The organism is Trujillonella humicola, from assembly GCF_046233715.1.
GTDB lineage: Bacteria > Actinomycetota > Actinomycetes > Mycobacteriales > Geodermatophilaceae > Trujillonella > Trujillonella humicola.
In genome coordinates, this window is sequence record NZ_JBJNRJ010000038.1 from 37,419 (window position 1) to 48,543 (window position 11,125).

14 protein-coding genes and 1 tRNA gene are annotated in these 11,125 nt (G+C 77.2%); 8 read left to right on the top strand and 7 right to left on the bottom strand.

The genetic code is table 11. The annotated features are described in order from the left end of the window. Nucleotides 1–73: 73 nt before the first annotated feature. Both ACK586_RS17375 and ACK586_RS17380 read left to right on the top strand, forming a co-directional pair. Entirely contained in the window at nucleotides 74–535 is a 462-nt protein-coding gene (locus tag ACK586_RS17375) for a DUF5946 family protein (RefSeq protein ID WP_409331754.1), read from the top strand. Nucleotides 536–578: 43 nt separating this feature from the next. After that, nucleotides 579–1,253, top strand: a complete 675-nt coding sequence (locus ACK586_RS17380) for a TetR/AcrR family transcriptional regulator (RefSeq protein ID WP_409331755.1) — start codon at nucleotides 579–581, stop codon at nucleotides 1,251–1,253. A 7-nt stretch (nucleotides 1,254–1,260) separates the two neighbouring features. On the opposite strand, the gene ACK586_RS17385 is transcribed toward ACK586_RS17380, so the two are convergent. From ACK586_RS17385 to ACK586_RS17400, 4 genes are all read right to left on the bottom strand, one after another. Then, complete coding sequence (locus tag ACK586_RS17385) at nucleotides 1,261–1,857, bottom strand: TetR-like C-terminal domain-containing protein (protein WP_409331756.1); 597 nt, start codon at nucleotides 1,855–1,857, stop codon at nucleotides 1,261–1,263. 109 nt (nucleotides 1,858–1,966) lie between these two features. Beyond that, complete coding sequence (locus ACK586_RS17390) at nucleotides 1,967–2,278, bottom strand: hypothetical protein (protein ID WP_409331757.1); 312 nt, start codon at nucleotides 2,276–2,278, stop codon at nucleotides 1,967–1,969. A 90-nt stretch (nucleotides 2,279–2,368) separates the two neighbouring features. Then, nucleotides 2,369–3,256, bottom strand: a complete 888-nt coding sequence (locus ACK586_RS17395) for a 1,4-dihydroxy-2-naphthoyl-CoA synthase (protein ID WP_409331758.1) — start codon at nucleotides 3,254–3,256, stop codon at nucleotides 2,369–2,371. A 55-nt stretch (nucleotides 3,257–3,311) separates the two neighbouring features. Further along, a complete protein-coding gene (locus ACK586_RS17400) occupies nucleotides 3,312–4,121 on the bottom strand; it encodes a hypothetical protein (protein WP_409331759.1) in 810 nt (269 codons plus the stop codon). 150 nt (nucleotides 4,122–4,271) lie between these two features. Between ACK586_RS17400 and ACK586_RS17405 the strand changes: the two genes are divergently transcribed. After that, entirely contained in the window at nucleotides 4,272–5,090 is an 819-nt protein-coding gene (locus ACK586_RS17405) for an endonuclease/exonuclease/phosphatase family protein (RefSeq protein ID WP_409331760.1), read from the top strand. 22 nt (nucleotides 5,091–5,112) lie between these two features. Here ACK586_RS17405 and ACK586_RS17410 read toward each other — a convergent pair whose 3' ends face one another. Further along, nucleotides 5,113–5,583: an NUDIX domain-containing protein gene (locus ACK586_RS17410; RefSeq protein ID WP_409331761.1), complete on the bottom strand. Its 471-nt coding sequence runs from the start codon at nucleotides 5,581–5,583 to the stop codon at nucleotides 5,113–5,115. A 42-nt stretch (nucleotides 5,584–5,625) separates the two neighbouring features. Here ACK586_RS17410 and ACK586_RS17415 point away from each other — a divergent pair, with 42 nt between their 5' ends. The 5 genes from ACK586_RS17415 (at nucleotide 5,626) to ACK586_RS17435 (ending at nucleotide 9,977) form a co-directional block, all read left to right on the top strand. Beyond that, complete coding sequence (locus ACK586_RS17415; RefSeq protein WP_409331762.1) at nucleotides 5,626–5,928, top strand: hypothetical protein; 303 nt, start codon at nucleotides 5,626–5,628, stop codon at nucleotides 5,926–5,928. After that, nucleotides 5,925–6,500, top strand: a complete 576-nt coding sequence (locus ACK586_RS17420) for an LOG family protein (protein WP_409331763.1) — start codon at nucleotides 5,925–5,927, stop codon at nucleotides 6,498–6,500. Before ACK586_RS17415 ends, ACK586_RS17420 begins: the two co-directional genes overlap by 4 nt. 152 nt (nucleotides 6,501–6,652) lie before the next feature. After that, complete coding sequence (locus ACK586_RS17425) at nucleotides 6,653–7,561, top strand: alpha/beta fold hydrolase (protein ID WP_409331764.1); 909 nt, start codon at nucleotides 6,653–6,655, stop codon at nucleotides 7,559–7,561. Between the two features lie 91 nt (nucleotides 7,562–7,652). Further along, entirely contained in the window at nucleotides 7,653–8,789 is a 1,137-nt protein-coding gene (locus ACK586_RS17430) for an NAD(P)/FAD-dependent oxidoreductase (protein WP_409331765.1), read from the top strand. Between the two features lie 156 nt (nucleotides 8,790–8,945). After that, on the top strand, nucleotides 8,946–9,977 hold the full coding sequence (locus tag ACK586_RS17435; protein ID WP_409331766.1) for a PH domain-containing protein: 1,032 nt from the start codon (nucleotides 8,946–8,948) through the stop codon (nucleotides 9,975–9,977). Between the two features lie 115 nt (nucleotides 9,978–10,092). On the opposite strand, the gene ACK586_RS17440 is transcribed toward ACK586_RS17435, so the two are convergent. Both ACK586_RS17440 and ACK586_RS17445 read right to left on the bottom strand, forming a co-directional pair. After that, nucleotides 10,093–10,179, bottom strand: a tRNA-Ser gene (locus ACK586_RS17440). Between the two features lie 141 nt (nucleotides 10,180–10,320). Beyond that, a partial coding sequence (locus tag ACK586_RS17445) for a transposase (protein WP_409331767.1) occupies nucleotides 10,321–11,125 on the bottom strand: 805 nt, incomplete at its 5' end.

Sequence of the window (11,125 nt, forward strand, 5' to 3'; positions counted from 1 at the left end):
GGGCGGCGCGGCTCCCCGCCCACCGGGTCCGCTCGCCGCGGCGGATCGGGGCCCGCTGGAGGACGATGACGGGATGACCACGACGCACGCCGGCCCTGCCCCGGCGCCCGGAGGAGGCACGGACCCGGCCGCCTGCCCCGGCTGCGGCGCGGTGCTCGTGCCGGCCCCCGGCCGGGAGGGGCCGGCGGGCGCGGCGGCCGCGTGCCGCCGGCTGTTCGAGGAGACCACCCGCGGCCTGCGCGAGGAGGCCGCCGCGGACCCCCGGGCCGCCGCCACGGCGGCCCTCGCCGACACCGCCTACGCCGCCCAGCACCCCGACCCGGCCGACCCGCGCGCCGTGCACCCGGTGCTCGACCTGCTGGTCCGCCGGCTCGGTGACGAGCCCAACCCCGACCCCGCCCCGCAGCGGCCGCGGGCCTGGCAGATGACCTCCGCCGACATCGCCGCCGACCTCGACGTGGTCGGCCTGGAGGTGCTCGTCGAGACCTGGGCGCGCACCGTCGTCGAGGACTGGAGCCGGGCCACCCGCTCCTGAGGCGCCGACGCATGGACTACGGAGCGTTGTTACCTTGGCAGCCGTGAGTGATGGGGGTGACCGCCGAGCGCGGAAGAAGGCGGCGACCCGGGCACTGGTCCTGGAGACGGCGCAGCGGCTGTTCGCCGAGCGCGGGTACGAGGCGGTGACCGTCGCCGACATCGCGGCGACCGCCGACGTCGCCGTCCAGACGGTGTTCAACCACTTCCCCACCAAGGAGGGGCTGTTCTTCACCGGCCGCGCGTCGTGGGTGGACGCACCGGCCGCGGCCGTGCGGGCCCGGCCGGCGGGCGTCTCGCCCCTGGCCGCGCTCCGGCCGGCGCTGGTGGCCGAGGTCGAGGCGCACATCGCCGGGCTCGCCGACCCGGCGCACCGCGGCATGGTGACGACGATGACCGCGTCCCCGGCGCTGCAGGCCCACGAGCGCGAGCTCAACGACCAGGCCCGCGCCCGGCTGCACGCCGCGCTGCTCGAGGCGTGGTCGGCCGCGGACAGCGGGCGCCGGCCGCCCGACGTCCACCTCACCGCGGCCCTGGTGGCCGCGACGTGGACGGCGGCGGCGCGCACGGTGGCCGCCGAGACCCGTCAGCCGCTGCCCGAGCCCCCGGAGGTGCCCGACCGGGCGAGAGCGGCCGCGGCGCTGGCCGAGCAGGTGCTGTCGGCCCTGGAGACGGCGCTGCGGGCCAGCGCGGCGGTCGACCCGCGCGACACCGCCTGAGCCGACCTCAGGCGGCGGCGGTCTGCCGGGTGCCGGCGACCAGCGGCAGCAGCACCTCGTCGACCACCCCGTCGAGCCGCTCGGCCACCAGGGCGCCGTCGCCGGCGGCCGTGTAGCGCTGCCACTGGAACGCCTCGAGGACCGAGGTCAGCAGGGCCAGCCGCGCCGCGGGCACCTCCTCGCCCCGGGCCGCCGCGCGCTCGCCGATCGTGGCGACCGCGGCGGCCAGCGGGCGGGTCAGCGCCGTGTCCAGCCCGGCGCGCAGCTCCTCGTCGTGGCGCGCGGCCCCGACGATGCTCGCGGCGGCGCGCTCCTCGCGGTCCAGCGGCCGGCGCCACCGGTCGACGACGGAGGCGATGTCGCCGCGCAGCGTGCCGGTGTCGGCCGGCTCGTCCACCAGGGTGAACCGGCTCACCGCGTGCCGGGCCAGCGCCGACATCGTCGGCCAGCGGCGGTAGATGCCCGCCTTGCCCGCCCGGGCCCGGGCGGCGACGCGGTCGCTGTTGAGCCGGCCCCAGCCCTCCTCGGCGAGGATGTCGACGGCGACCGACAGCAGCTGCTCCGACAGCTCGGAGCTCAGCGGCCGTCCAGGGGTCCCACTCACAACGCGCTCCCGTCCTGTTAGAGGCGCAGTCCCGCGCCATCCTGGCCGTTCACTGGAGCGACCACAAGATCGGAGCTTGACACACTCAAGTCGGTCGTACACGACCGGGTCACGCGCCAGCCGCGCTCCGCACCGGCACGCGCAGCGTCCCGGCCTCCGTCGCGGACCCGGTCAGCCGCTCCCAGCGCTGTCCCCAGTCCCCGCCGCCGGCGTTCGGCTCGGCCGCGGCCCGCACCGCGGCGGCGTCCAGCGCGGCCGTGTCGGCGTCCTCCAGGCGGCCGAGCCCGGCGGCGGCGAGGGCCGCCCCCACCTCCTCGTCGGTGACCTCACCCACGGCGACGAAGACCGAGGTCAGGTCGTCGACGTCGACCACCCGCACCTCGGGGCGCTGGTCGGCGCCCCCCACCACCTCGACGATCACGGCGCTCTCCTCCCGGACGAGATCTGCACACTCGTCACCATCAGACGCCGATAGCGACGAGTGTGCAGATCTCGGCGGGAACCGGCGCGGCTACACGTGCCAGGGGAACGGCGAGAAGTCCGGGTCGCGCTTCTCCAGGAACGCGTCCCGGCCCTCGACGGCCTCCTCGGCCATGTAGGCCAGCCGGGTCGTCTCCCCGGCGAAGAGCTGCTGACCGACCAGACCGTCGTCGATCAGGTTGAACGAGTACTTGAGCATCCGCTGGGCGGTCGGGCTCTTGGCCACGATCCGGCGTCCCCAGACCAGCGCCGTGCGCTCGAGCTCCGCGTGCGGCACCACCCGGTTGACCATGCCCATCGCGTGCGCGTCAGCGGCGCTGTACTCCTCGCCCAGGAAGAAGACCTCGCGGGCGAACTTCTGCCCGACCTGGCGGGCCAGGTACGCCGAGCCGAAGCCGCCGTCGAAGCTGCCGACGTCGGCGTCGGTCTGCTTGAAGCGGGCGTGCTCGGCGCTGGCCAGGGTCAGGTCGCTCACCACGTGCAGGCTGTGCCCGCCGCCGGCCGCCCAGCCGGGGACGACGCAGACGACGACCTTGGGCATGAACCGGATCAGCCGCTGCGCCTCCAGCACGTGCAGCCGGCCGCTGGACCCGGCGGCGTGCTCGTAGCCGTACCTCCCGCGCACCCGCTGGTCACCGCCGGAGCAGAACGCCCAGCCGCCGTCCTTCGGGCTCGGCCCGTTCCCGGTGAGCAGCACGCAGCCGACGTCGGTGGACAGCCGGGCGTGCTCCAGCGCGGTGATCAGCTCGTCGACGGTCTGCGGGCGGAAGGCGTTGCGCACCTCGGGCCGGTCGAAGGCGATGCGGACGACGCCGGCGTCCACGGCGCGGTGGTAGGTGAGGTCGGCGAAGTCGAACCCCTCGACCGGCCGCCACGCCGTCGCGTCGAAGATCTCCGAGACGTCGTCGCGCGCGCTCATGACCCGCACGGTAGTGCCGACCGGCGGGCGGGCTCGCGCCGGACCGCCGTCGGGCTCACCGCCCGAGCAGCCCGCCGACCCCGCCGGTCACCCCGCCGACCACCTGGCCCGTCCCGTCGACCAGTCCGCCCACCGGGTCGCCCCCGGTGGCGCCGTCGACGACGGTGCCGAGCCCGTCGGTCACGCCTCCGACCGTCTGCTCCACGGCGTCGGTCGTCTGCTGGACGACCGGGGGCGGCGGGGGCGGGGCCGGCGCCGGCTGCGGGACCGGGGCGGGGGCCGGCGCGGTGGGAGCGCCGCCGGTGCCGCCCGGAGCGGGGACGCCGGTGCCACCCGAGCCGCCCGAACCGCCCGTGCCGCCGGTGCCGGGCGCGCCGGGCGCCGCCGGAGCCGCGGCCGGGGCACCGGGCGCCGCGGCGTCCGCCGCGCCGGGGACCGCGAGGGCGCCCGGCGGGGCGAGGAACTCGGCGAGCCGGCCCGAGGCCGTGCTCAGGCTCTGGAACTGCGCGGCGTTGGCCGCACCGCCGGCCGCCGTGAACGGCCAGCCGTCGAGCCCCTCGGCGCCGAAGAGCGGGGAGAGCCGGCCGAAGTCGCCGGGCGCCGCGATGCCGGGGCCGCCCGCGACCGCGCCGCCGCCGCCGCCCGCGCCGCCGGATGCCGAGGCGTCGTCCGCGCCGGCCTCGCCGGTGCCCGACAGGGCCAGCACGGGCGCGGCGACCAGGCCGGCGACCGCTGCGGTCATCAGCACCCGCCAGGTGCGGCGCTCCGCGGGATCGGCCGCGGCCCGCGCTGCGGCGGGCCCTGCTGCGGAACGCGACGACGAGGTGCGCCCGGCTGCTCCGGACACCTGCTGGCGACTGCTCACGGCGCTCCCTCTACCCGTGCGTAACCGTGTCACACATCACTGTCACATGGATCCCGGCATCGCGCAGCCCCAGGTCGGAGCGGAGCCCGCGGCGGACGGACCGGTCCGGCGCGCGGCGTGCCGGACCGCGCGCGGCGTACCGTCCGGCGGGTGGCCGACCGACCGGTACTGCGCGTCGGCACGCTGAACCTCGCCTCCGGCCGCGGCCCCTCGGGCGCCGTCCTGACCGACGAGCGCGTGCGCGCGGCCCTCGCGACGCTGGACGTGGACGTGCTGGCGGTGCAGGAGCTCGACGCGGGGCAACCCCGGTCCGGCGGCAGCGACCAGCCGGCGCTGGTCGCCGCCGCTCTGGACGCCGTCCACTGGCGGGCCGCGGCCACCGTCGCCGGCACCCCCGGGCCGGTGCGCCGCTGGACCCCGGTCGACCCGCCGGTGCTCCGCGGGCCCGGCGACGCCGTCCCCGGCCCGCTGTACGGCATCGCCGTGGTCAGCCGCCGGCCGGTGCTCGGCTGGTCGGTGCTGCCGCTCGGCGGCGGGCGGGCACGGCTGCCGGTGCGCGCGCCGGACCCGCGGACCGGCCGGCCGCGCTGGTGGTGGGTGCCCGACGAGCCGCGCGTCGCCGTGGCGGCGTGCCTGGACGGGCTGACCGTCATCGGCACGCACCTGTCGTTCTCCCCGCCGACCGCGCTGCGGCAGCTGCGGGCCGTGCGCCGCTGGGCGGCGACGCTGCCCGGGCCGGTCGTCGTGGCCGGCGACCTCAACCTCCCCGGCGGGCTGCCGGCCCGGCTGCTGGGCGGCGTGCCGCTGGTCCGGGCCGCGTCGTTCCCGGCCGGCGAGCCGCGGGTGCAGCTGGACCACGTGGTGTCCCTCGGCGCCGTCCCGGCCGGCGACGGCGCCGCGGCCACCCTCGCGGTCGGCGACCACCGCGCGCTCGTCGCCCCCGTGCACGGAGGAGAACCGTCGGCGTGACGCCCCCGGTTCTCCTCCGGGGCTATCGGAGCAGGAGGGGGACCAGGCGCGGGAGGGAGGCGGCCAGCCCGGGGTGCAGCGGCACCCGCTCCAGCCCGGTCAGCGGGATCCAGCCCACCGCGGTGCTCTCGCCGTCCAGCCGCAGGTCCGCCGGCTCGATCGGGCGCGACGGGGTGGCCAGCACCGTGGTGTAGGCCCAGCCGCCGTGGTCGTCCACGGACCGGGCCCCGAGGACGACGTCGTCCTCCCCCAGCCCCAGTTCCTCGTGCACCTCCCGGAGTGCGCCGCGCTCGGGCGCCTCGCCCCGGTGCAGCGCCCCGCCGGGCGTGCCCCAGGTGCCGCCGTGGTGCGACCACTCGGCGCGGTGCTGCAGCAGCAGCTCGGGGCCGGACCCGCCGTGCCGGTGCAGCAGCAGCCCGGCCGCCCCGGCCCTCCCCCAGTGCCGGTGGCCGAGATCGCACGTCGTCCAGCCGTCGGTCAGGGTGAACGCCACGCCCTCCAGTGAAGCGCAGATCCCCCTGGCAGGATCGACGCGGTGACCACCGTCCAGCTGCGCCGCTACCGCCTCGAGCCCGGCCGCCTGCCCGAGTTCCTCGCCTGGTTCCCCGCCGTGCCGCCCGTCCGCGAGCAGTACGGGTTCCGCGTCGTGTTCGCCTACGCCGACCACGCGCAGGACACCTTCACCTGGGCGGTCGCGCACGACGGCGACGAGGCCGCGTTCACCGCCGCCGTCCAGGCCTACGACGCCTCCCCGGAGAAGGCCGCCGCCTTCGAGACCTTCCCGCGGGTGATCACCGAGCAGGTCAACGGGTTCGTCGAGGACGTGCTCGGCCGGTGACCTCGCGCGTCGCCGTCTTCACCGGGTCGCAGAGCGGGCCCGGGTCCCACCGCGCGGCGGCCGCCGCGCTGGCCGGCGACCTGGCCCGCGCCGGGGTGGGCATCGTCTACGGCGGCGGGCGCGTGGGGCTCATGGGCGTGGTGGCCGACGCCGCCCTGGCCGCCGGCGGCGAGGTGGTCGGGGTCATCCCCCAGCACCTGGTCGACGACGAGCTCGCCCACCCCGGGCTGCCCCGGCTGGAGGTCGTCGGGTCGATGCACGAGCGCAAGGCCCGGATGGCCGAGCTGGCCGACGCGTTCGTCGCGCTGCCCGGCGCCGCCGGCACCCTGGAGGAGCTCTTCGAGGCCTGGACCTGGGGGATGCTCGGCCTGCACGCCAAGCCGACGGTGCTGGTGGACGTCGACGGGTTCTGGCAGCCGCTGCTGACCCAGCTCCGCCGGATGGCCGACGACGGCTACCTCGACCGCCGCCGCCTCGACGCGCTGGGCGTGGTGACCGACGCCGCCGGCCTGCTGGACTTCATCGGGTCCTACGAGCACCCGCCGCGGAAGTGGACCCCCACACCCCCCTGACCCCTCGACCCCCCTGACCCCTCGACGAGATCTGCACACTCGTCGGCATCAGCGCCTGATGCCGACGAGTGTGCAGATCTCGCGCGGGCGGCCACCGTAACGCCGGGGGACGGCGTAATACCGGCGCAAAGGACCGGTGGTCCACTGGGGGGATGAGCACGCGGCTCGTGCGGGAGACCCGGGTGGTGCACGGCCACCTGCGCGCGTTCCTCCGCGCCGGCAGCGGCCCGCCGCTGCTGCTGATCCACGGCATCGGCAACAACGCGCAGACCTGGGCGGAGGTGATCGGCCCGCTCGCCGAGCAGCACACGGTGATCGCGCCGGACCTGCTCGGCCACGGCGACTCGGACAAGCCGCGGGGCGACTACTCCATCGCCGGCTACGCCAACGGCATGCGCGACCTGCTGTCGGTGCTGGACGTCGAGCAGGTCACCGTGGTCGGCCACTCGCTCGGCGGCGGGGTGGCGCTGCAGTTCGCCTACCAGTTCCCCGAGCGCTGCCAGCGGCTGGTGCTCGTCGGCAGCGGCGGCCTGGGCCCGGAGCTGTCGGCGACGCTGCGGGCGGCCACCCTCCCCGGCGCCGAGCTGGTGCTCACCGGCCTGGCCGGCGCCTCCGGGGCGCTGCGGGCGGGGCTGTGGGCCGTCGAGGGCGTGGGCCGGGTGACCGGGTGGAAGCAGGCGCGCGACCTGGCCGAGGCCGGGGAGGCGCTGCTCGCGCTCAAGGACGTCGAGGCCCGGCGGGCCTTCCTGCGCACGCTGCGCAGCGTCGTCGACGCCCGGGGCCAGGCGGTGACCGCGCTCGACCGGCTCTACCTGGCCGACGCGGTCCCGATGCTGGTGATCTGGGGCAGCCGCGACCCGATCGTGCCGACGAGCCACGCCGACGCCGTCCGCCGGCTGGTGCCCAGCGCCCGCGTCGAGGTCTTCGAGGGCGCCGGGCACTGGCCGCACATCGACGACCCCCAGCGCTTCTGCCGCGTCCTGGCCGCCTTCCTCCGCGACACCGTGCCCGCCGCGCACGACCGGGACAGCTGGCGCGCCCTGCTCGCCCAGGACCGCTGACCCCCCTCGACGAGATCTGCACACTCGTCGCCATCAGCGCGTGATGGCGACGAGTGTGCAGATCTCGACGCGGCTCCCTAGCGTCGCGGGGGTGGATACCTGGGACGTCGTGGTGGCCGGCGGTGGTCCGGCGGGCGCGGCGGCGGCGCTGGGTGCGCGGCGGGCCGGCCTGAGCGTGCTGATCATCGACCGCGCCGAGTTCCCCCGCGACAAGGTGTGCGGCGACGGGATCGCCGCCGAGGCCCTCGACGTGCTCGCCGTCCTCGGCGCGGACCCGGCGGCGCTCGTCGCCGGCCACCCGGCCGTGCCGCGGCTGTCGCTGCGGGCACCGCGCGGCGCGCTCGTCGAGGGGGACACCGCCCGGCCCTCGCACGTCGTCCCCCGGCAGGTGCTGGACGCGCGCATCCTGGCCGCCGCGCTCGCCGCCGGCGCGGTGTTCCGCCGCCACCGGGTCCGGTCGCTGGTCGTGGACGACGACGGCGTGGTCGTCGACGGCGCCCTCCGTGCGCGCGTGCTGGTCGGGGCGGACGGCGCGGAGTCCGTCGTCCGCCGGGCGCTCGGGCTGCCCCGCACCCGGGACGACCGCATCGCGGTGGCGATCCGCGGCTACGCCCCCGAGCCGCGGCTGCGCCCGGGCGCGCAGGCGCTGGTGCTGACCGAGCAGCGGTGGCCGGCCTACGCGTGGTCGTTCCCGCTGGGCGACGGGCGGGCCAACGTCGGGTACGGCGAGCTCGTGTCGGGCGGTGCGAGCCGGGCGGACCTGGTCGCCGGCCTGCACCGCCTGCTGCCCGGCGTCGAGCCGCGGGAGCTGCGCGCGCACCGGCTGCCGCTGTCGACCGGCCGGCACCGCCAGCCCGACGGCCGCGTGCTGCTGGCCGGGGACGCCGCCTCGCTGATCAACCCGCTGACCGGGGAGGGCATCTTCTACGCCGTCCTCTCCGGCGCGCTCGCGGGGGCCGCCGCGGCGGCGGGCGCGGGCGCCGGGGCGGCGGGCGCGGGCGCCGGGGCGGCGTACCGCGTGGCGCTGGGGCGGCGGCTGGGCGGGCACCTGCGCGCGACGACGGTGGCCTCGCAGCTGTCCCGGTGGCCGCGGCTGATGGACGCCGCCGTCCGAGGCGCCGCGGCCGACCAGCGGGTGTTCGACGACGTCGTGGCGCTCGGCCTGGCCGACGGCCGGCTCACCGCCCGGACCCTCGCCGCCGCGGCGCGCAACCTCCGCGACCGGTAGGGACCGCGCCGCTGCCGCCGGGCGGCCGGATCCCGCGCCCGGAGCAGCCCCACCCGAGGCCTGTCTGCACCGCGCCCGGAGGTGTTCCCGAGCGGGCGGGCCGCTGGCACAGTGTCGCGGTCGCCGGGAGGGTCCCGGGGGCTGGAGGGACATCTGATGGTGGACGCGAGCTGGCTGCCCGACCCGAGCGGGACGCACGAGCTGCGCTACTGGAACGGCGGCGCCTGGACCGAGCACGTCTCCGACCAGGGGACGACGGGCATCGACGCGCCGCGGCCCGACCTGCCGCTGCCGGGTGCCGCGGCGCCCCCGCCCCCGCCGCCGCCGGGCGACGCGGACGTGCAGTACTACGGCTCCGCCGAGGCCGGTTTCGCGGCGCCGGACCAGACGCAGCCGGCCGCGTACGGCGCCACCGCCGCCGGGGGCCCCGCGCAGCAGCCGTACGGACAGCAGCAGCCCTACGCGCCGCAGCAGCAGCCGCCGGCGGGCAAGCCGAGCTGGAAGGACCGGCTCAAGCAGGTCGCCGACCAGGGCAAGGCGGTCGCCGAGCAGGGCAAGGCCAAGCTCGCCGAGCAGTCGGCCAAGCGCACCGAGCAGTGGGCCAACGACCCGAACACGCTGTGGTTCGGCGAGAGCAAGGGCGGGGCGACCGGCGCGGCCGGCGTCGCCAAGGCGCGGTACCGGATCACCAAGGACCGCATCTGGATCGAGAGCGGGCTGCTCGGCACCCGCACCGAGAGCGTGCCGCTGTGGGCGGTCCGCGACATGGACGTCCGCCAGGCCCTGTGGCAGCGCGGCAAGGACGTGGGCGACCTCGTCCTCGGCCTCGACGACCCGGCCTACGGCGTCTCCCAGGACACCTTCAACCTGACCGGCGTCCTGGAGAGCGGGACGACCAGCGGCCAGGTCGTGCTGGACAACATCGAGAGCCCGCACCAGGTCTACGACCTGCTCGCGCCGCTGGTGAGCGAGGCGCGGCACAAGAAGACGATGGAGCGGCAGTCGCAGTACGTGCACCACATGAACCCGCAGATGGCCTACGGCGCCCCGCCCGCGCCCGCGCCCGCGCCGGCCCCGGAGGCGAAGCCGGACCTCGTCGAGCAGCTGCGCAAGCTCGGCGAGCTGCGCGACGCGGGGATCCTCACCGAGGAGGAGTTCGCCGCCCAGAAGGCCAAGCTGCTGGGCTGACCGGTGTCCCCTCCGGCCCGTTCCGCGTCGCGGAGCGGGCCGGAGGGCGTCCGGCCGTCCGCGCCGGGGGCGGTCGTCGTCCTCGCGCGGCGGCACCGGGCCACGGGGCCGCGAGCGGAGGGCGTGGGATTCGAACCCACGAGGAGCGCGAACTCCTAGCGGTTTTCAAGACCGCCGCCATCGGCCACTAGGCGAGCCCTCCTGGCCTCCCGAGGCTAGCGCCCGGGCCGCGGCCCGCCGCCGCCCGTCCGCCCGTCCGTCCGTCCGTCCAGCGAGCGGCGAGCGGAGAGGCGGTGGGCGGAGAGACGGCGAGCGGGCGGACGGCGGACGCTCCTATGGCTCGTCAAGCCCCCGCTGCCGGTGGTGATTCGAGGCGTCGGTAGAGCTCTCGGGCGAGGTAGCGCTTGAGGCAGCGCTTGATCTCTCGATCGGTCTTGCCCTGGGCCCGGCGGCGGTCGGCGTAGGCGCGGGTGCGTTCATCGCGTTGCAGCCGGCTGAGGACGACGGTGTGCAGGGCGCGGTTGAGCTGTCTGTCGCCGGAGCGGTTGAGCCGGTAGCGCACGGTCTTGCCCGAGGACGCCGGGATCGGCGCGGTGCCGGCGAGCATCGCGAACGCGGCGTCGCTGCGGCAGCGGCCGGAGTGGGACCAGGCGGTGAGCACGGTGGCGGCCACGATCGGGCCGACTCCGGTCAGTTCGAGCAGGTCCGGCCGCCAGGACCGGACGATGGCGCGGAGGGCCTTCTCGTGGTCGAGCGCTTCGACCTCGAGGAACCGGATCCGGGCGGCCAGGTCGTGCAGCACGGTCAGCGCGGTGATCGTTTCGATGTCGCCGTTGCTGGCGCCAGGGCGCAGCCGGGCGGCGGTGGAGATCATGGCGCGGGTGGTCTGCCCGCGGAACCGGGCGCGCACCGGCTCCGGGGCGGTGATGACCATGGCCAGCAGTTGCCGCTGGGCGGTGGTGGCAGCCTCCACGGCGGCACGCCGGGCGGTCAGGCGCATCTGCAGCGCAGCCCGCTCCGCCCCGGTCTTGGGCTGGGCCAGTTGGGTTCGGGCCAGCGCATCGCGGGCGGCGCGCTCGGCATCGATGGGGTCGGACTTGGCGCCGGCGCGGCGGGCCGGGCGCTTGGGTCGGTCGAGCTCGACGACG

Bases quoted from the DNA above. Each gene is read 5' to 3' on its own strand.
- ACK586_RS17375 (WP_409331754.1), top strand. From the start codon at position 74: ATGACCACGACGCACGCCGGCCCTGCCCCGGCGCCCGGAGGAGGCACG.
- ACK586_RS17395 (WP_409331758.1), bottom strand. From the start codon at position 3,256: ATGAGCGCGCGCGACGACGTCTCGGAGATCTTCGACGCGACGGCGTGG.
- ACK586_RS17425 (WP_409331764.1), top strand. From the start codon at position 6,653: ATGAGCACGCGGCTCGTGCGGGAGACCCGGGTGGTGCACGGCCACCTG.
- ACK586_RS17435 (WP_409331766.1), top strand. From the start codon at position 8,946: ATGGTGGACGCGAGCTGGCTGCCCGACCCGAGCGGGACGCACGAGCTG.